This is a genomic window from Fodinicurvata sediminis DSM 21159, from assembly GCF_000420625.1.
GTDB lineage: Bacteria > Pseudomonadota > Alphaproteobacteria > Kiloniellales > DSM-21159 > Fodinicurvata > Fodinicurvata sediminis.
On sequence record NZ_ATVH01000015.1, the window covers coordinates 407,639 to 426,903 of the forward strand.

The 19,265-nt window shown below is 61.3% G+C and carries 19 protein-coding genes and 1 tRNA gene; 14 read left to right on the plus strand and 6 right to left on the minus strand.

Going from position 1 to position 19,265, the window contains the following annotated elements; all coding sequences use genetic code 11:
* Nucleotides 1-47 precede the first annotated feature (47 nt).
* The 6 genes from G502_RS0112315 to G502_RS0112340 are packed head-to-tail and all read right to left on the minus strand — an operon-like array spanning nucleotide 48 to nucleotide 6,103.
* On the minus strand, nucleotides 48-1,172 hold the full coding sequence (locus tag G502_RS0112315; protein ID WP_022728979.1) for an LptF/LptG family permease: 1,125 nt from the start codon (nucleotides 1,170-1,172) through the stop codon (nucleotides 48-50).
* Nucleotides 1,169-2,398 (minus strand): LPS export ABC transporter permease LptF, encoded by a 1,230-nt coding sequence (gene lptF, locus G502_RS0112320; RefSeq protein ID WP_022728980.1) that lies wholly within the window; start codon nucleotides 2,396-2,398, stop codon nucleotides 1,169-1,171. The genes G502_RS0112315 and lptF overlap by 4 nt, the downstream gene beginning before the upstream one ends.
* Nucleotides 2,399-2,410: 12 nt before the next feature.
* Nucleotides 2,411-3,316 carry a metallophosphoesterase family protein gene (locus G502_RS20040; RefSeq protein ID WP_022728981.1) on the minus strand — a complete coding sequence of 302 codons (906 nt, stop codon included), beginning with the start codon at nucleotides 3,314-3,316 and terminating at the stop codon, nucleotides 2,411-2,413.
* A gap of 15 nt (nucleotides 3,317-3,331) precedes the next feature.
* On the minus strand, nucleotides 3,332-4,159 hold the full coding sequence (locus tag G502_RS0112330; protein ID WP_022728982.1) for a nucleotidyltransferase family protein: 828 nt from the start codon (nucleotides 4,157-4,159) through the stop codon (nucleotides 3,332-3,334).
* Nucleotides 4,156-5,316 (minus strand): hypothetical protein, encoded by a 1,161-nt coding sequence (locus G502_RS0112335; protein ID WP_022728983.1) that lies wholly within the window; start codon nucleotides 5,314-5,316, stop codon nucleotides 4,156-4,158. The genes G502_RS0112330 and G502_RS0112335 overlap by 4 nt, the downstream gene beginning before the upstream one ends.
* A 25-nt stretch (nucleotides 5,317-5,341) precedes the next feature.
* Complete coding sequence (locus G502_RS0112340) at nucleotides 5,342-6,103, minus strand: sterol desaturase family protein (RefSeq protein WP_026989424.1); 762 nt, start codon at nucleotides 6,101-6,103, stop codon at nucleotides 5,342-5,344.
* A 305-nt stretch (nucleotides 6,104-6,408) separates the two neighbouring features.
* Here G502_RS0112340 and G502_RS20045 point away from each other — a divergent pair, with 305 nt between their 5' ends.
* The 14 genes from G502_RS20045 to nuoL all read left to right on the plus strand — a co-directional run bounded on the left by G502_RS20045 (nucleotide 6,409) and on the right by nuoL (nucleotide 19,265).
* Nucleotides 6,409-7,362 carry a lysophospholipid acyltransferase family protein gene (locus G502_RS20045; protein WP_022728985.1) on the plus strand — a complete coding sequence of 318 codons (954 nt, stop codon included), beginning with the start codon at nucleotides 6,409-6,411 and terminating at the stop codon, nucleotides 7,360-7,362.
* Between the two features lie 76 nt (nucleotides 7,363-7,438).
* A tRNA-Asp gene (locus G502_RS0112350) sits at nucleotides 7,439-7,515 on the plus strand.
* 310 nt (nucleotides 7,516-7,825) lie between these two features.
* Nucleotides 7,826-8,191: an NADH-quinone oxidoreductase subunit A gene (locus G502_RS0112355; RefSeq protein ID WP_022728986.1), complete on the plus strand. Its 366-nt coding sequence runs from the start codon at nucleotides 7,826-7,828 to the stop codon at nucleotides 8,189-8,191.
* The gene (locus G502_RS0112360; protein WP_022728987.1) at nucleotides 8,182-8,730 is read left to right on the plus strand and encodes a NuoB/complex I 20 kDa subunit family protein; all 549 of its coding nucleotides are present in this window, start codon (nucleotides 8,182-8,184) and stop codon (nucleotides 8,728-8,730) included. Before G502_RS0112355 ends, G502_RS0112360 begins: the two co-directional genes overlap by 10 nt.
* Nucleotides 8,731-8,759: 29 nt before the next feature.
* Nucleotides 8,760-9,386 carry an NADH-quinone oxidoreductase subunit C gene (locus G502_RS0112365; RefSeq protein WP_022728988.1) on the plus strand — a complete coding sequence of 209 codons (627 nt, stop codon included), beginning with the start codon at nucleotides 8,760-8,762 and terminating at the stop codon, nucleotides 9,384-9,386.
* Nucleotides 9,386-10,564, plus strand: a complete 1,179-nt coding sequence (locus G502_RS0112370) for an NADH-quinone oxidoreductase subunit D (RefSeq protein WP_022728989.1) — start codon at nucleotides 9,386-9,388, stop codon at nucleotides 10,562-10,564. The genes G502_RS0112365 and G502_RS0112370 overlap by 1 nt, the downstream gene beginning before the upstream one ends.
* Nucleotides 10,561-11,187, plus strand: a complete 627-nt coding sequence (gene nuoE, locus G502_RS0112375) for an NADH-quinone oxidoreductase subunit NuoE (protein ID WP_022728990.1) — start codon at nucleotides 10,561-10,563, stop codon at nucleotides 11,185-11,187. Before G502_RS0112370 ends, nuoE begins: the two co-directional genes overlap by 4 nt.
* Nucleotides 11,187-12,476 carry an NADH-quinone oxidoreductase subunit NuoF gene (nuoF, locus tag G502_RS0112380; protein ID WP_022728991.1) on the plus strand — a complete coding sequence of 430 codons (1,290 nt, stop codon included), beginning with the start codon at nucleotides 11,187-11,189 and terminating at the stop codon, nucleotides 12,474-12,476. The genes nuoE and nuoF overlap by 1 nt, the downstream gene beginning before the upstream one ends.
* Nucleotides 12,477-12,512: 36 nt before the next feature.
* Nucleotides 12,513-14,585, plus strand: coding sequence for an NADH-quinone oxidoreductase subunit NuoG (gene nuoG / locus G502_RS0112385; RefSeq protein ID WP_022728992.1), 2,073 nt, complete (start codon nucleotides 12,513-12,515; stop codon nucleotides 14,583-14,585).
* Nucleotides 14,586-14,631: 46 nt separating this feature from the next.
* Nucleotides 14,632-15,642, plus strand: a complete 1,011-nt coding sequence (gene nuoH, locus G502_RS0112390; RefSeq protein ID WP_022728993.1) for an NADH-quinone oxidoreductase subunit NuoH — start codon at nucleotides 14,632-14,634, stop codon at nucleotides 15,640-15,642.
* 148 nt (nucleotides 15,643-15,790) lie between these two features.
* A complete protein-coding gene (gene nuoI / locus G502_RS0112395; RefSeq protein ID WP_022728994.1) occupies nucleotides 15,791-16,279 on the plus strand; it encodes an NADH-quinone oxidoreductase subunit NuoI in 489 nt (162 codons plus the stop codon).
* Nucleotides 16,280-16,389: 110 nt separating this feature from the next.
* A complete protein-coding gene (locus G502_RS0112400; RefSeq protein WP_022728995.1) occupies nucleotides 16,390-17,004 on the plus strand; it encodes an NADH-quinone oxidoreductase subunit J in 615 nt (204 codons plus the stop codon).
* Between the two features lie 2 nt (nucleotides 17,005-17,006).
* Complete coding sequence (gene nuoK, locus G502_RS0112405; RefSeq protein WP_026989425.1) at nucleotides 17,007-17,315, plus strand: NADH-quinone oxidoreductase subunit NuoK; 309 nt, start codon at nucleotides 17,007-17,009, stop codon at nucleotides 17,313-17,315.
* Between the two features lie 9 nt (nucleotides 17,316-17,324).
* Nucleotides 17,325-19,265: an NADH-quinone oxidoreductase subunit L gene (gene nuoL / locus G502_RS0112410; RefSeq protein WP_022728997.1), complete on the plus strand. Its 1,941-nt coding sequence runs from the start codon at nucleotides 17,325-17,327 to the stop codon at nucleotides 19,263-19,265.

A 19,265-nucleotide genomic window follows, 5' to 3' on the forward strand; every position in this document is an offset into this window, starting at 1 on the left:
GTCCAGGGAAGTGAGAAGCCCGTGCCTATTGGCCTGAATCCGCTTGGTCAAGCGGCGTTGCCGCTCGATGAATGTTCCGTGCGAATCTGAATGGGTTCCGAGGCTTCCCTTCGAACCACCAGGAAACCGATCAGGCAGGCCATGGCCGTGAACGGCGCCCAGGCCCCCATCCAGCTGGGCATAGTGCCGACTTCGCTGAGCGCGATCGAAGTGCCGTTGATCACGAAGAAGGTGAAGCCGATGGCAACACCGCCAATCATAAGGCGGGTCAGGGTGCCGGTGCGCCTGTAATCCTGTCCCCAGGCCACGGCCAGGAAGATCAGCAGGATGGGCGTCAGGCTCTGGGTGATACGGGCGTTCATCCAGGTCTTGTAGACCTGGGGCGAGCGCTGGCCGTAGCTCTTGCTGCTGACCAGTCCGGCCAACTGGGACATGGATAGCTCGCGTGGGGGGCGGGCCAGAAGACGCAGGCCCTCCGGGTCGATCTGGCCATCCCAGAGGTAGACGGGTAGTTTTTCCGCCGTGGTTTGGGCTTCGCCCAGCCGCGTAACCTCACGCAAAAGCCAGCCATTGGTTGTCTTCTGTGCGCTCTGCGCGTCAAGGCGTTCATAGAGCAGGCCCCTTTCATCGCGGCGGAAGAGGGTGATGTTATCCAGCCGTTCCGCGCCCAGGCTTTCTTCGGGGATACGCAGGTAGTCGTTCCCGCTGCGCAACCAGACCTTGCCATCGGCGCCAGCCAATTGCTCGGTCTCTCCGAATTCGCCGATGCTCCACTCCCGCAACTGGACCGTGGTCTCGGGCAGGACCTGGTCGTCCAGTGTGAATTGCAGGACAGCAAGCAGGCAGCCGACGGGCAGTAGGGCACGCATGATGCGGATGGGGGACAGGCCGCTGTTCCAGAGTGAAACCAGTTCCCGGTGGCGCTGCATCTCGGCCAGGGTCAGCAAGGCGGCCAGAAGCGTGGCGATGGGCAGCAGCTGGGACAGGAAGGACGGGAAGCGGTGGAGCGCATACTGGAGTGTGGCCTGCAGTTCGCTGTCCGCCTCGATACCGGCAATGTCATTGGACACTTCCATCATATCGAGCGTCAGGATGAAGAACGAGCCGGCCACAAGGATGAGCAGGAAACGCAGGAGGAACAGGCGTGACAGATAAAAGTCGAGAGTCGTCATGATGCCTCCCTGCGCTTGCGCCGACGTTCAATCAGATTGCCGACCAATGTGGTGGTCCTATCCAGTATTCCGACCCCCTGGTAGCGCGGGACCCGGAAGGCCACATCGAGGAAAAGCAGCAAGGAGCCAAGAAGGAAGATAAGCAGTGGCCCCCAAGCACCTAGCAGGGGTTCCACCTGTTCGCGCCGCACCATGCGGACACCCTGCTGCAAGGCCTCGTTGAAAGCCAGCAGGGTGATGACGCCAACAGCAACACCGGACGAGCGCTGGCTGCGGCGATTGCTCAATGCCAAGGGCACCGCCATGAAGGGCAGGACCAGGATGGATGCAATTCGGACCAGGCGCTCGTTCATTTCAGCCAGCAAACGAGGCTGCTCCAGTCCCTCGGGTGGATTGTCCTTCAAGGCCCAGAGTTCGGGGATGGTGTATTCACGCTCGTCCTCTCCCCGGGGCTGGACGGCATCATAGGCGTCCTCGCCCAGAACGGTCTGCATTTCCTCGAATCGCAGAAGACCATCGCTGCGTTCGCTGCCCGACTCCGGTTCGCGCGGGCCTTCAGCGGCTCCTGGCTCTATCGGAGTGGTCAGGCGAACGCCATTGAACAGCTGGACCAAGGGCGGACTGTCATCCTCGCTGTCCGTCAGGATACCTTCGCGGGCCGTGATCGTGGCGGCCTCATCCACCTCCTTGTCCTCTTCGTGGATGAAGATGCGCCTGAACTGGCGCCGATCCGGTGAGATTTCTTCGACCATCAGGGTCGTGTTGTCGTTGCTGACGAAAACCCCGGGTTGGATGAGGGCTTCGATGGACATGTTCTGGACCGAGGAGAGGACCGAACGATAGGCGTAGCGGCTGTGCGGCTGCAGTGTGTTGAAGATCAGGACGGCAAAGAGGCTCAGCAGCACAGCGGCCAGCATGACCGGACGCATCAATTGGTGCAGGCCGGTGCCCGAGGCGAGTATGGCGTCCATCTCGCTTTCGCGGCTGAGCCGGCGGAAGGCGAAATAGATTCCCAGGAACAGGGCCATGGGCAGTGCCAGGCCCAGGTAGTGGGGGACAAGATAGGCCAGCAGCTCGAAGACCACCTGCATGGTGCCCTGGGACCCCAGGACGGAATCCAGGACCCGCAGCATACGCTCCACCAGCAGGACCAGAAGCGCGATCAGCAGGGTGAAGGCGAGCGGCGGGAAGATTTGCCGCAGTATGTAGCGATCGAAGATGGGCATTGTGCGGCCAGGTTATGCATGTGCTGGGTCGAGTATAGCGGGTGCATCGGAAACGGCAATGAAACGCCCTTTGTCGAGGCTGTACCCGCGCGTTTCGATCGTGATCTGCCAGCGCTTGTCGTCCAGCTGTTCGAAACCATAGAGCTGATAGAGCGCGCCGGGCTTATGAGCGTGAGGAAGTGCCGAGGCGGAAGCCGTGCCGCGCACGGGAATGGGCCTGTCGGGCCCTTCAAGCTGTCCGGAAATCAGGCGATGCTCATGGCCGTGCAGGATCAATTCCGCGCCCTGGCGTTTCAGGACCGCGCGCAGGCGTTCTCCATCGCGCAGGGCCTTCCTGGGCTTGCTGACATCCGGAAGGGGGCTGTGGTGCAGCAGGACCACGCGGACGCTTTGCCGTGTTTCCTGCAAGAGGCATTCCAGGGCCGCGCACTGTTGCTCGCCCAACGCGCCGCTGGCCAGGCCGGGCGCTGTCGGCAGGGCCGTGGTCAGGCCGATCAGGCTGAGGGGGCCGCGCCTGCGCAGGTAGGGGAAAGCGGGTTCAGCCTGGCTGTCATCTCCGCTCATGTACGCTTTCCAGGCTTCAAGGCCCTGGCTTTCCGGGACCCGGACGTAGGCATCGTGGTTTCCGGGCACGACGGAGACCTGCGCGGGCGGTCCCAGGGCGTTGAGCCAGTCCGCTGCCATGCGGAATTCAGCAGGCAGGGAGATATTCACCAGGTCCCCGGTGACGGCGATCTGGTCGGGGGCTTGCTGCAGCAGATCGGCGGACAGCTGCTCGAGCACTTCACTCCGGTGTATGTGGCGCCGGCGCTTCTGCCAGGAAAGCCAGCCCAACAGGCGCTTTCCAAGCAGGTCCTTGATATGGGGCCTGGGCAGGGGCGGCAGGTGGATGTCGGATATGTGCGCCAGCCTGTACAAGACGGCCTGTCCTTTTCAGTTGCGTGCGGTGCCCTGTTCGTTGGCGCGTTCTGCCAGGATCGACTCCACCAGGTCCAAGTCTTCAGGCTTGTCGACATCTATGGCGGCTTCAGCAATCGGCAGGATCGCGGCCCGTGCCTCTGCGCCCGCGATCCGGGACAAGGTCTGCAGTGCGTCCTGAAGACTGAGACGCTTTGCCAGATAGGCAATCAGGGTTCTTATGCCCACTCGCCGCGCGATACGCCAGGGCTTCTTGCGATCCTGCTCGACCGTTTGCCAGAAGGTCACGGCTTTCTGTGCGCGTGGCGTTAGAAGTGCGAAGAGATTGGCACCGCTGTAGGCTTCATCCCGGAATCGTAGATAGGTACGCCGGCTGTCGGGGTAGGCCGCCTTGAGAACAGCAGAGGGAGTCAGGCCGGCTACAATGTCCCCCTCGCTGCCAAGCGCCTGTCCGCAGAAGTTCTCGAGAATTTCATCGGTCAGCAGGGCATGATCGGCTGTCGTCACCAGCAGGGGACTGTCGCTGTGCCACTGCCGGGCACAGAAGTCAGAGACACTGGCGCTGGGTGAGGGGGCACTGCGCAAGGCATGAAGGCGCCCTTCCGCATGCAGATTGGTCAGCAGGGGAAGTGTCTCCACCGCAGTGGGATCTGGCAGACTGATGAAGATCTGCTGGATTCGGGGGCTGCGTGCCAGGACCTCGACCACACGCTGCAGCATGGGTATGCCGCCGACCGGGGCCATGCATTTCAGCTCGACACCGCAATGCTGCGCCAGGGGGTCTGAACCGGGGCGTTGTCCGGCAAGGACCAGTGCCGTGAAGCGCTGCGTCTCTCCACTCACGCCAATTCCTTTTCGTAGAGCCGGTAGGTCTTGTCGGCCCGGCCTCCGACGGTTTCAATCAGGCGCCGCGTGGGCCTGTTATTTTCAAGAACCCAGGAAAGTTCGGCGCGCTTCTTTCCATTGGCACGATGGTAACTGTAAACCCTGTCGATCACACCGAGCGCCAGGGCAGCGCCTTGAGAGGAATTCTGGTACTTCCGGCGCACACCCATCAAGGGCATACGGCCACTCTCGCACTGGGAAAACTTCAGGCGCCAGAGCAGCTTGGCCCAGCCGAAAGGAAGCAATTTCCCGTCCAGGTCCGCAGCCAGGTGATGGACGTCCGGCAGAGTGACCGTCATGGCCGCCGGCTCGCCATCGTATTCGGCGATGCAAACGAACTCCGGCTTTATGATGGGCTTCAGGCTCTTTGCCATGTTCTCGATCTCTGCAGAAGTCATGGGAACAAAGCCCCAGTTCTGCGACCAGGCATCGTTGAAGATGTCCACAATCAGCTGCAGGTCCTGCCTGTAGTGTTTCATGTCCAACGCTCGCATGTGGAGCTTCGGGTCGCTCGCTATCTTGTCGACCAGCATCCGGGCGCGCGGTGGCAAGGGGGCAGTAACGTCGATGTCATAGGCCAGCAGGTCCATCGCCTTGTGGTAGCCGGCCTGCGCCACATGGCTGGCATAATAGGGTCTGCTGTGTCCCATCATCAGCGCCGGCGGCCTGTCAAACCCTTCCACCAGCAGGCCGCATTCGTCGTTGACCGACAGGCTGTAGGGGCCGGTAATTCGCTTCATGCCGCGCGCCTTCAGCCAGGTCTCGGCTGTTTGCAGCAGGGCTTCGAAAAGGGCGGGATCGTCCTGGCCCTCGAGAAAGCCGAAATGTCCGGTGGCATCCTGGTAGCGTTCCAGCCAGGCCTGGTCGATCTGCGCCGAGATCCGTCCGATGGGTTTGCCCTTGCGCCAGGCGACCCAGAATTCCGCTTCGGCATGCTGGAAATAGGGGTTCTTGTCTTGCGACAGGTGGAGCCGTCGCTCCAGCTTCAGCGGCGGAATCCAGTTAGTGTCCCGGCTGTATATCTGCCAAGGCACCTCAATGAAGCTGTCCAGGTCACGCCGATTTTGAACCGGACGGATCTCGATGTCTTCTGCGGGCCGGGCAGGCGTGTGCACCTGAGGGCTCAAGTCAGGCAAACGGTCAGCGGTTGCGCGCGGGGCGCATGGCCCCTGGCTGCTGGTTCTCGTCCGAGAGATCGGCAACCCAGGGATAGCGTTCCGCTTCCTCGCCGGTATAGCCAAGATTGAACACCGTGGCGCTGCGCGGCGTCTTGCGCGGATGGCTGTAATAGGTACCAAGCAGACGGTCGAAGGCGAAGTTGGTGATCCCGTAATTGCCCTGCTCGTTATGGAAGTGATGAGCCAGGTGCAGTTTCTTCATGCGCTTCAGCCAGTCCCAGCGTGGTTGGAAAGGCAGGTGCTGGATGCAGTGGCAGAACTCGTAGAAGCAGGTGGTCAACAGGCCTGACGCCACGGCTGCGACGGCGCCGCTGGGCCCGGCAATCGCCCAGCCCAAGGGGATGGTGACGACGAGAATCGTGGGCAGCGTGGTGTAGAGCGCGCCGAACAGGACCCCCAGGTCGTTCGGGTCCTGGTGATGGTCGAAGTGGATGCGCTTCCACAACGCAGCCGTCTGGGGCATGCGGTAGAGCCAGCGACCATGCAGGACAAAGCGGTGCAGCAGGTACCAGGCCAAGGGATAGATCGGCAGCACCAGGGCGGCCGCCAGTGCCGGCCCCCAGTAGTTTCCGGAGTTCAGAGCAAGATAGACCAGACAGCCAATCGCCAGAACCATATAGGCCATGATGGCGTGATGCGTGAAATAGGCACCAACCAGGTCCCGCAGAGTCATCTTGTTCAGGAAATATTTCCGTCCCGACCAGGGACCGAACTTCAATGCCACACCAGACCTCAATGCTTGGAAATTGTGATGATTCACGCTGTTCTACGCTGTGGAAAAGTACTGAAAAGCGCAGCGAACGGCAAGCGAAGCTTTGCTTGTCAGGCAGGCTTGAAACCATTTGTGATCAAGACTGGTTCTGCGCTTGACGGTTTTCAAACCTTCTGCCGTGGATTATGTCTTGCCCGCCTCGTTGCCGGCCTGTTGTGGAAAGAGGCAGGTTTTGCGGGGCATGTTTTATTGCCCGTCATCAGGATGCCCGAACATTGCGCCGGAAACGTCGCCGCCTCTCCAAAAGATTGTACCGCTTGCGCAAGGCCATCCGGCAGTCTCGCCCCGTCTGCTATACGGTCTGGAGTCTGGAGGCGGTCTTCATGCTGTTGTTCTGGGCGGTTGCGCGTCTTCTGCCTGTGGAACCTGCCTCGGCCATGGGGCGCTGGTTCGGCCGCAAAGTGGTCGCACGCCTGGGTGACAGTCGTTATATGCGCGCCAATTACCGTGTGGCCTTCCCCGAGGCCGGTGAAGCCGAAATCACGCGTCTTATCCGCAAGAGCTGGGGAAATCTCTGGGCCGTTCTGGCGGAATTTCCGCACCTGGGCAAGATATGCGACAGATCGTCGCCGAATCCGCGCGTCGAGATCGAAAACCATGCTTATCTTGAGGAATTGGATCGTACGGAGCGAGCGGCTGTCTTCTTCACCGCCCACATGGGCAACTGGGAAATTCTGGGCGGCTTGATGCCGGCCATGGGGCGGCCATTGACCGTGGTCTATACGCCGCAGGGCAATCCCCTGGTGGATGCCATGGTCCAGTACTGGCGTCAGCGCCAGGGCATGAAGCTGGTGGAAAAGCATGGCGGCATTCGAATTCTGCTGCGCCGTCTGGGCGCTGGCGAATCCATCGGTCTCCTGGTGGACCAGCGTGTTGACGAGGGTGAACACGTTCCCTTCTTCGATCGTTCGGCAAAAACCACCACGGCGCCGGCGCGTCTGGCCCTGCGCACGCGCAATGACCTGGTGCCGGTGCGCGTCATGCGCGTTGCGACTGCACGCTATCGCGTGGTCATTCATCCGCCTGTTTCCCCGCCGCCCGAGGACATGGGAACCGACAATCGCGCGCTGGAAATGACGCGCGAGGTGAACGGGATTTTCGAGCGCTGGATCCGCGAGGAGCCGGGTGAATGGCTCTGTCTGAAACGCCGCTGGGCCAAGCCGGGCAAGGAGTTGAAAGAAAAACGCAAGAAGAAGCGCAGGGCTGCTTGACACCCCCCAGATGGGTGGAGTAAGTGATCGCTCCCGTCACGGAGACACTGGCTCGGCCGATCCCGTGAAAATTCCTGGGGGTGTAGCTCAGTTGGTTAGAGCGCCGGCCTGTCACGCCGGAGGCCGCGGGTTCAAGTCCCGTCACTCCCGCCATTCTCTTCCGAATTTGCCCGACTTGACTGTTTTTATCTCCCGCCGGGCTGTGATAGCCCCTTGGTGTGGGCCGCCTGTGTCCTGATTATGAGCGGATCGGGGCAGAGGATAGGCCGTGGGGGTCGTTTCTTGCTTTTCCCACAAGGTCTATCGGCCTATAGTCCGCCGCGAAAACGCCCGGGCCGTTATGCGAAACGGTCTGGAAGACAAGAACAGCTGTGTTAGGAAAGGCTGCGGGGCGCTTTCGGGAACAGTCCATTGCCGGGGCAGGTTCCGGGTGCGGCCGCAGCGGTCAGAGAGCGATCGAGCGATGAACGAGCTTTTGGCGGAATACTTGCCGATCCTGATCTTCATCGGCCTGGCCCTGGGCCTGGCCGTCGTGATGGTCGTTGCCTCCTACCTCGTGGCCCGCCAGCGCCCCGATACCGAGAAGGTCTCGGCCTATGAGTGCGGTTTCGAGGCCTTTGACGATGCGCGCAGCAAGTTCGACGTGCGCTTCTATCTGGTCGCCATTCTTTTCATCATCTTCGACCTCGAGGTGGCCTTCCTCTTCCCCTGGGCGGTGTCGCTGGGGGAGATTGGCGTATTCGGCTTCTGGTCGATGATGGTCTTCCTTGGACTGCTGACCATTGGGTTCATATATGAGTGGAAGAAGGGAGCCCTGGAATGGGAGTGAGCGAGAGCACATACAGGCAGGCCCCGCTTGGTCCCGGTGCGGATCAGGAGGCTGTGCTCAAGGAAGTCGGCGATGAAATCCAGCACAAGGGGTTCGTGGTCGCCCAGCTGGACAAGCTGGCCGGCTGGGCTCAATCCGGATCCCTCTGGCCGATGACCTTCGGACTGGCCTGCTGTGCCGTCGAAATGATGCACACGGCCGCCAGTCGTTATGACCTGGACCGCTACGGCACCGTTTTCCGCCCCAGCCCGCGTCAGTCCGACGTTATGATCGTGGCGGGAACGCTGACCAACAAGATGGCCCCGGCCTTGCGCAAGGTCTATGACCAGATGGCCGAGCCGCGCTGGGTTATCTCCATGGGGTCCTGCGCCAATGGTGGCGGCTATTATCACTATTCCTATGCCGTGGTGCGCGGCTGTGACCGTGTCGTGCCGGTGGATATCTATGTCCCCGGTTGCCCGCCCACTGCTGAGGCCTTGCTGTACGGTGTTCTGCAGCTGCAGAAGAAGATCAAGCGGCAGGCCGTTATCGAGCGCTAACTGCTAATTCGGTCCGGATCGGTAGAGAGATGAACCCAACGCTAACAGAGCTCGGCGAACACCTGACGTCGTCACTGCCCGACGATATCTTCAGGACGGAAACGATACGCGACGAGTTGATCGTCTGGGCGTATCGCGAAAGCCTGCCGAAGGTCATGACGGCCCTGCGTGACGATCCCAACGCCCAGTTCAAACAGTTGGTGGATGTCACGGCGGTCGACTATCCCGACCGGCCCGAACGCTTCGAGGTGGTCTATAACCTTTTGTCACTGAAGCACAACCTGCGCATTCGCGTGAAGGTGCCGGCCGCGGAGGATACACCGGTGCCGTCCGTCGTCGAGATCTTCAGTTCCGCCATCTGGTTCGAGCGCGAGGTCTGGGACCTGTTCGGCGTCTTCTTCTCGGATCACCCCGACCTGAGGCGGATCATGACCGACTACGGTTTCGAAGGGCATCCCCTGCGCAAGGATTTTCCGCTGACAGGCTATGTCGAGGTCCGTTACGACGAGGACCAGAAGCGTGTGGTCTACGAGCCGGTGAATCTGGTGCAGGAATTCCGCAACTTCGACTTCATTTCGCCCTGGGAAGGCATGTTGCATCTGCCCGGTGACGAGAAGGCGGAGGACGAGGACGCGACGCAGGAGAGCAAAGCCTGATGGCCGAAGCACACATCAAACCGCTGACCCTGAACTTCGGGCCGCAGCATCCGGCGGCACACGGCGTCCTGCGTCTTGTGCTGGAAATGGACGGCGAGGTGATCGAGCGTGCCGATCCGCATATCGGCCTGCTGCATCGCGGCACCGAGAAGCTGATCGAGTACAAGACTTATCTTCAGGCGATTCCCTATTTCGACCGCCTGGACTACGTCAGTCCGATGAACCAGGAGCATGCCTTTGCGCTGGGCGTGGAGAGGCTGCTGGGCATCGAAGTGCCGTTGAGAGCTCAGTATATCCGGGTGATCTTCAGCGAACTGACCCGCATTGCAAACCACCTGCTCAATATCTCCACGTTCGCGCTGGACGTGGGCGCCATGACGCCGATGCTCTGGGGGTTCGAAGAGCGCGAGAAGATCATGGAGTTCTATGAACGGGTGTGTGGCGCGCGTCTGCATGCGGCCTATTTCCGCCCGGGCGGTGTGCACCAGGACCTGCCGGCCGGGCTGGTGGACGATATCCGCGAGTTCTGCGAGGACTTTCCGAAGCTGATCGACGATTACGAAGGCCTGCTGAACAACAACCGCATCTATCGCCAGCGCACCGTCGATATCGGTGTGGTTTCTGCCGAGGAGGCCATGGATTGGGGATTCTCGGGGCCAATGCTGCGCGGCTCCGGTGTGCCCTGGGACCTGCGTCGCGCCCAGCCCTATGAAGTCTATGACGAGCTGGATTTCCAGGTTCCAGTTGGCAAGAACGGCGACTGCTTCGACCGCTATCTCGTGCGCATGGAAGAGATGCGCCAGTCGGTGAGGATCATCCAGCAGTGCCTGGACAAGCTGCCGGAAGGCCCGGTGATGGTGGAGAATCAAAAGATCACGCCGCCGCGTAGGGGCGAGATGAAACGCTCGATGGAGGCGTTGATTCACCACTTCAAGCTCTATACCGAGGGCTACCACGTGCCGCCTGGCGAGACCTATGCCGCGGTCGAGGCGCCGAAAGGCGAGTTTGCCGTCTATCTGGTTTCGGACGGCACCAACAAGCCCTATCGCTGCAAGCTGCGCGCGCCGGGTTTTGTGCACCTGTCCGCCATGGACTACATGTGCAAGGGGCACATGCTGGCGGATTCCGTGGCCATCCTCGGTTCCATGGATATCGTTTTCGGAGAGGTCGATCGATGAAGGTTACCACCTATCAGGTACCGGAAACGGACTTCCAGTTCACGCCGGAGAACCTGGAGCTGGCAAAAAGCTATATGACCCGCTATCCGGAAGGCCGTCAGGCCAGCGCGGTCATCTGGTTGCTCTATCTGGCGCAGGAACAAAACGGTGGCTGGCTGAGTGTGCCGGCCATCGAGTACGTAGCCGGCTTCCTGAACATGGCTCCCATCCGGGTTCACGAGGTCGTCAGCTTCTATACCATGTTCTATACCGAGCCACGTGGAAAGCATCACATCCAGGTCTGCCGCACCACGAGCTGCTGGGTCCGGGGCTCCGATGACATTGTGAAGTCCTGCATGCAGGCGGCCGGCATATCCAAGTTGGGCGAGACCAGCGAGGACGGCCTGTTCACTGTGAGCGAGGTGGAATGCCTCGGCGCCTGCTGCAACGCGCCCATGTTCCAGCTCAACGAAGGGGATTATTTCGAGGATCTGACCCCAGAACGTGCAGCCGAGATCGTTGAGGAACTGCGCGCCGGAAAGACGCCGAAGCCCGGTTCCCAGACTGGCCGTTTGAGTTCCGAGCCGGAAGGCGGGGCGACCACATTGACCGAAATCCAGGCCGATAGCCGGGGGGATGCCTGATGCTCCAGGACAAGGACCGCGTCTTTCTCAATCTTTACGGACACCAGGACTGGAGCCTGGAGGGCGCGCGCAAGCGCGGCACCTGGGACAATACCAAGGACTTGATTGCGCTGGGCCGCGAGAAGCTGCTGGAGCTGATCAAGGAATCCGAGTTGCGTGGGCGCGGCGGGGCCGGTTTTCCGGCCGGCATGAAGTGGTCCTTCATGCCCAAGGAGAACGATGGCCGTCCGCACTACCTGGTGGTCAATGCCGACGAATCCGAGCCTGGCTCCTGCAAGGACCGGGAGATCATGCGCAACGATCCGCACATGCTGCTGGAAGGTTGCGTGGTCGCGGGCTTCGCGATGGGGGCCAACACGGCTCACATCTACATCCGTGGCGAATACTGGGAGCCCCTTCAGCGCCTGGAGGCAGCGATCGCTGAAGCGCGCGAGGCCGGCCTGCTGGGCAAGAATGCCTGCGGCTCCGATTGGGATTTCGATATCCACATGACGCGTGGCGCTGGGGCCTATATCTGCGGCGAGGAGACCGCGCTGCTGGAATCGCTCGAGGGCAAGAAGGGCCAGCCGCGCCTGAAGCCGCCCTTCCCGGCGGCCGTGGGCCTCTATGGATGTCCGTCCACCGTGAACAATGTCGAGACGATTGCGGTGGTGCCGACGATCCTGCGGCGCGGGACCGAGTGGTGGACCAATCTGGGGCGGCCCAAGAACACTGGTACCAAGATCTTTTCCATCTCGGGCAATGTGAACAAGCCTTGCAATGTCGAGGAAGAACTCGGCATCCCGCTCAAGGAGTTGATCGAGAAGCATGCCGGCGGCGTGACGGGCGGCTGGGACAATCTGCAGGCCGTCGTGCCTGGCGGGTCTTCCGTGCCCTGTATCCCGAAGCCGACTTGCGACAGCGTGTTGATGGACTTCGATTCCCTGCGTGAGGCCAAATCCGGACTGGGGACTGCAGCTGTCATCGTCATGGACAAGTCCGTGGACATCGTGCGGGCCATCGGCCGCTTCTCGCATTTCTACATGCATGAATCCTGTGGCCAGTGCACGCCCTGCCGCGAGGGGACGGGTTGGATGTACCGGGTCATGCAGCGCATGGCGAAGGGCCAGGCCACGGTCGATGAGATCGACAGTCTGCTGGACGTGACCTATCAGGTGGAAGGCCACACGATCTGCGCTCTTGGCGATGCGGCCGCCTGGCCGATCCAGGGCCTGATCCGTCATTTCCGTCCGGAGATCGAGCGCCGGATCAATGAGTACACGAGCAACAGCGCGGTTGCTGCAGAGTAGCGCTGGGTTGCAAAGCAGGTTGGGAGAAGGGTCGATATGCCGAAGCTGACCATCAACGGTCGCGAAATCGAAGTGCCCGCAGGCGTGACTGTCCTGCAGGCCTGCGAATTTGCGGGCGTCGAGATTCCGCGCTTCTGCTACCATGATCGCCTGAGTATCGCGGGCAACTGCCGCATGTGCCTGGTGGAGATGGAAAAGGCGCCCAAGCCGATTGCCTCCTGCGCCATGCCGGCCGGTGACGGAATGGTCATCCATACCGATACGGAGAAGGTCCACAAGGCACGCAACGGCGTGATGGAATTCCTGCTGATCAACCATCCGCTGGATTGCCCGATCTGTGACCAAGGCGGGGAATGTGACCTGCAGGACCAGGCCATGGCCTATGGCTATGACCGCAGCCGCTACGAGGAAAACAAGCGTGCAGTGTCCGAGAAGTACATGGGCCCGCTGATCAAGACGATCATGACGCGCTGCATCCAGTGCACACGCTGCGTGCGCTTTGCCACCGAGGTGGCGGGTGTCGAGGAAATGGGCATGGTCAATCGTGGCGAGGATGCCGAGATCACGACCCTGGAACAGGCCATCGATTCCGAACTTTCGGGCAATCTGGTGGATATCTGTCCCGTGGGGGCGTTGACTTCGGCACCCTATCAGTTCGCCGCCCGGCCTTGGGAGCTCAAGAAGACCATGTCGGTGGACGTGATGGACGCCGTCGGTTCGAATATCCGCGTGGATTCGCGCAGCGGCCGTGTGATGCGCGTGCTGCCGCGTCTGCACGAGGACATCAACGAGGAATGGATCAACGACAAGACGCGCCATGCCTGTGATGGCCTGTCGCGCCAGCGCCTGGATCGTCCCTATGTGCGCGGCGAGGATGGCAAGCTGAAGCCGGCCCGCTGGGATGAGGCCTTCTCGGCTATCCAGACACGGATGAAGGCGACCAAGCCGGAGCGCATGGCCGCCATTACCGGCGATCTCTGTGACGCCGAATCCATGCTGGCGCTGAAGGACTTCATGACGGGACTGGGCGTTCCGAACCTGGATTGCCGCCAGGACGGCAGCCGCATAGGTGCTGGGCCGCGCGCCAGCTATATTTTCAACACGACGATTGCCGGGATCGAAGAAGCCGACGCCGTTCTTATCATCGGCAGCAATCCGCGCTGGGAAGCCGCCATGATCAATGCGCGCCTGCGCAAGCGTTTCCTGCAGACAGGCATGCCCGTTGGCGTCATCGGTGAGCCCATCGACCTGACCTTCGAAACCCAATACCTGGGGGCTGGTCCGGACAGCCTGGCCGAGCTGGCCGAGGGTAAGAACGATTTTGCCAAGGTACTGCAGAAGGCCGAACGGCCCCTGATCATCATGGGGTCTGCCGTCTTTGCGCGCCCGGATGGCGAGGCGCTGTTGGGCACAATCCGTCGCTTTGCCGAATCCGTCGGGGCCGTCGGCAAGGATGCGCCCGAGGGCTGGAATGGCTTCAGCATCCTGCAGCGTGCTGCCTCACGCGTAGGTGGACTGGATCTGGGCTTCCTGCCCCAGGAAGGTGGCCGTGACCTTGAGGGTATCCTCACGGGCTGCGAGGACGGCGATATCGATCTGGTCTGGCTGCACGGCGCTGACGAGATCGATACTAAGCGTCTGGGCAAGGCCTTCGTGGTCTATCAGGGCCACCATGGCGATGCCGGTGCGCATCGCGCGGACGTGATCCTGCCGGGGGCGGCCTATACCGAGAAGAATGCGACCTATGTCAACACCGAGGGGCGTGTCCAGCTGGCGCGCCTGGCGGTTTTCCCGCCGGGGGACGCGCGCGAGGACTGGACGATTCTCAGGGCCCTTTCCGAGAGTGTTGGTGAGACCTTGCCATATGACAATCTGGGCGAAGTGCGCCAGCGCCTGATCGAGACCAATCCCGTCTTCGCGGCAGTGGACCAGGTCTCGCCCGAGAAGTGGTCGGGCTTCGGCGGGCGTGGGAAACCGGACAGTGCGCCCTTCACGCTGCCGATTGCGAATTTCTACATGACCGATCCCATCAGCCGGGCCTCAAAGACCATGGCCGAATGCACCGAGGCCTTCATCCTGCCAAAGCAGGATGCGGCAGCAACGGGCTGACGGGGCGAGTCGACGGGACGACGAAAGGCGACAGGGGAAGACAGACGTGGAAGAGTTCTTGACAGGTTACGCGCTGCCCGTGGCGATCATCCTCGCGCAGATCCTGGCGATCGTGGTTCCCTTGCTGGTGGCTGTTGCCTATCTGACCTATGCGGAACGCAAGGTGATCGGTGCCATCCAGCTGCGTCAGGGGCCGAATGTCGTCGGCCCCTTCGGCCTGCTGCAGCCCCTGGCGGACGGGGCCAAGCTGTTCTTCAAGGAAACCATCCTGCCTTCCGGGGCCAACCGGGTGGTCTTCCTGCTGGCGCCGGTGCTCACCTTCAGCCTGGCGATGGTGGCTTGGGCGGTCATACCCGTGACCGAGGGCTGGGCGATCGCCGACATCAATGTCGGAATCCTGTTCCTTTTCGCCATTTCCTCGCTGGGTGTGTATGGCGTCATCATGGCGGGCTGGGCCTCGAACTCGAAGTATCCCTTCCTCGGCGCCCTGCGCTCGGCCGCCCAGATGGTCAGTTACGAAGTCTCCATGGGATTCGTCATCATCACGGTGTTGCTCTGCGTCGGTTCGCTGAACCTGACCGACATCGTTCTGGCGCAGGAGACGGTGTGGTTTGCCATTCCGCTGCTGCCCATGTTCGTGATCTTCTTCATCTCGACCCTGGCGGAAACGAACCGGGCTCCCTTCGACCTGCCGGAAGGCGAGTCGGAACTGGTGGCCGGCTATTTCGTCGAGTACTCGGCCATGAGCTTCGCCCTCTTCTTCCTGGGCGAATATGCCAACATGATCCTGATGAGCGCGATGACCACCATCCTGTTCCTGGGTGGCTGGCTGCCGCCGCTGGACATTGCGCCGCTGACCTGGATTCCGGGACCGATCTGGTTCGCTCTGAAGGTGGCGCTGGTGCTCTTCTGCTTCCTTTGGGTGCGCGCGACCTTCCCGCGTTATCGCTATGACCAGCTGATGCGGCTCGGCTGGAAGGTCTTCCTGCCCTTCACGCTCGTCTGGCTGGTCCTGACCGCCGGCGTGCTGGTGACCTTCGGCTGGGTGCCGAAATGAGGTGTGCAATGAGCTTCCGCGATGAGGAAAGGGGCCTTGTGTCCGCCGATCTGGCGGCTATGGTGTCGCCACCCATTCACCGGGGACCTTTGGGCACCGCTTGCAAGGGGGGTGTAACCATCTTGAGCAAGAAAGGTAGTTGACGAAGATGGCATTCGTCGATCGCACAGCCCGCAGCCTGCTTCTGACAGAACTTCTGTCGGGGCTCTGGATGACCCTGCGCTACATGTTCAAACCCAAGGTGACGCTGAACTATCCCTATGAGAAAGGGCCCTTGAGTCCGCGGTTCCGTGGCGAGCACGCGCTCAGGCGCTATCCCAACGGGGAAGAGCGCTGTATTGCCTGCAAACTCTGTGAGGCAATCTGTCCGGCGCTTGCGATCACCATCGAGGCGGAGCCGCGCGAAGACGGCAGCCGCCGAACCACACGCTATGACATCGACATGACGAAGTGCATCTACTGTGGCTATTGCCAGGAGGCCTGTCCCGTGGATGCCATCGTCGAGGGGCCGAACTTCGAATTCGCCGCCGAAACGCGCGAGGAGCTCTTCTACAACAAGGAGAAGCTTCTGGAGAACGGCGATCGCTGGGAATACGAGATAGCCCAGAACATTGCATTGGACGCGCCCTATCGCTAAGGGCAGTGATCACGCTGGTTGCGGAGGTTTTCGCGCACCGGCGTGCGAGGTTTGATTAAGGGGGAAGCAGACGTGCCGAGCACAGGTCGCAAGCAGGAAGGGGGAGCCCAATGGTAGTCCAGGCGCTGGCCTTCTATCTATTTGCCGCCGTTGTGGTGGCATCGGCCGTGATGGTGATTGCCGCGCGGAACCCGGTTCATTCCGTTCTGTTCCTGATCCTGGCCTTCTTCAATTCGGCCGGGCTTTTCGTGCTTATGGGGGCCGAGTTCCTGGCCATGATCCTGGTCGTGGTCTATGTCGGCGCTGTTGCCGTGCTGTTCCTCTTCGTGGTCATGATGCTCGACGTGGATGTGACCCAGATCAAGCATGGTTTCTTGCAATACCTACCGGTCGGCGTACTAATCGGACTTATCCTCCTGATCGAGCTGGCCATGGTCGCGGGCGCCTGGGTGGCCGTGCCCGAGGCCCAGAGCGTGGCGCAGATACCCTTTGCACCCGGGGGCGATGTCACCAATACCCAGGCCTTGGGTGAAGTGCTCTATGATCGCTATGTCTATCTGTTCCAGGCAGCAGGGCTGATCCTGCTGGTCGCGATGATCGGGGCCATCGTCCTGACCCTGCGCACGCGCGAGGGTGTGCGCAAACAGTCGATCTCGGACCAGATCGCGCGCCGGAGCGAGGACAGCATCGAGGTCAAGGATATGCCGAGCGGGGGTGGTGTGTGATGCTGGAAATCGGACTTGGACATTACCTGACCCTCGCGGCGATTGTCTTTACGCTGGGAATCTTCGGGATATTCCTGAACCGCAAGAACGTGATCGTCATCCTGATGTCGATCGAGTTGATCCTGTTGGCGGTCAACATCAACCTGGTGGCTTTCTCCACCTTCCTGAACGATCTGGTCGGGCAGGTCTTCGCCCTGTTCATCCTGACAGTCGCGGCTGCCGAGGCGGCGATTGGCCTGGCGATCCTGGTCGTCTATTTCCGCAACCGCGGTTCCATCGCGGTCGAAGACATCAACATGATGAAGGGATAGGCGGGCGCCATGGATGTCGCCATTGTATTTCTGCCGCTGATCGGTGCGATTCTTGCTGGTTTCCTCGGGCGTTCCCTGGGGGATCGCGGGGCACAGCTCGTCACCTGCATTCCCATGGTGGTGGCGGCCCTGCTGTCCATCGTCGTGTTCTTCGAAGTTGCGCTTGGCGGGAACGCCTATACCACCGAGCTGTTCACCTGGATCGATTCCGGGGCCTTCGAACTGTCCTGGGCACTGCGCGTCGATACGCTGACGGCCATCATGTTCTGCGTGGTCACGGTCGTCTCCAGCGTCGTGCACATCTATTCCGTCGGCTACATGTCGGAAGACAAGTCGATTCCGCGCTTCATGGCCTATCTGTCGCTGTTCAGCTTCTTCATGCTGATGCTGGTCAGCGCGGACAACTTCGTGCAGATGTTCTTCGGCTGGGAAGGTGTCGGCGTCGCCTCCTACTTGCTGATCGGTTTCTGGTACGAGAAGCCCAGCGCCAATGCTGCAGCCATCAAGGCCTTCCTGGTCAACCGCGTGGGTGACGTGGGTTTTGCCCTGGGCATTGCCGGTGCCTTCCTGTTGTTCGGCGCGGTGCAGTTCGACGCGGTCTTCCCGCAGGTCGAGGGCATGGCGGAGACCACCATCAGCATCTTCGGCATGGAGGCCAACGCCCTGACAGCCATCTGCTTGCTGCTGTTCGTGGGCGCCATGGGGAAATCGGCCCAGCTGGGTCTCCACACCTGGCTGCCGGATGCCATGGAAGGCCCGACGCCGGTGTCCGCCCTGATTCATGCCGCGACCATGGTGACAGCAGGTGTCTTCATGCTCTGCCGCCTGTCGCCCATGTTCGAGTATGCCCCCATTGCCCTGGACGTGGTGGCCTATGTGGGCGGTGCCACGGCGCTCTTCGCGGCGACGATCGGCCTGACCCAGACGGACATCAAGCGGGTGATTGCCTATTCCACCTGCTCGCAGCTGGGCTACATGTTCTTTGCCATCGGCGTGTCGGCCTACAGCGCGGCCATGTTCCACCTGATGACCCACGCCTTCTTCAAGGCGCTGCTGTTCCTGGGCGCAGGCTCGGTGATCCATGCCATGCACCACGAGCAGGACATGCGCAAGATGGGTGGCCTCTACAAGAAGATCCCGATCACCTACACCCTGATGTGGATCGGGACCCTGGCCCTGGTCGGTTTCGGCATTCCGGGCGTGACCGGCTTTGCCGGCTTCTACTCCAAGGATATCGTGATCGAGGCGGCCTATGCCGTACAGAGCAGTGCCGGTGGCTTTGCCTTCATCATGGGCATTTCCGCAGCCTTCCTGACCTCGGTCTATTCCTTCCGCCTGCTGTTCCTGACCTTCCATGGTGAAACACGGGCGGATCACCACACCTTCGAGCATGCGCACGAGTCACCACGCGTCATGATCTGGCCACTCTATGTCCTGGCCGCCGGTGCTGTGCTGGCGGGGGCCGTCTTCTATGGTCCCTTCGTCGGCGACGGGCGCGAGGCTTTCTGGGGCGAATCCCTGCTGGTCCTGAGCGACATCATCGAAGACGCACATCATGTGCCCTTCTGGGTGAAGGCTTCGCCCATGATCATGACCCTGCTGGGACTCTGGCTGGCCTGGTACATGTACATCCGCCGGCCCGAGCTGCCGGGGGAATTCGTTCGCCAAGCCGAGCCCTTCTATCGCTTTTCGCTCAACAAGTGGTATTTCGACGAACTGTACGACGCGGTCTTCGTGCGTCCGGCCTTCTGGCTGGCACGCGGGCTCTGGAAGGGTGGAGACGGTGCGGTGATCGACGGCCTGGGGCCGGATGGTCTGACCGCGGTCACGCAAAACCTTTCCCGGCGAGTCAGCCGATTGCAGAGCGGCTATCTCTATCATTACGCCTTTGCCATGCTGATCGGCGTCGTTCTGCTGATTTCCTGGTACATCTTCGTGGCATTGCGGTGA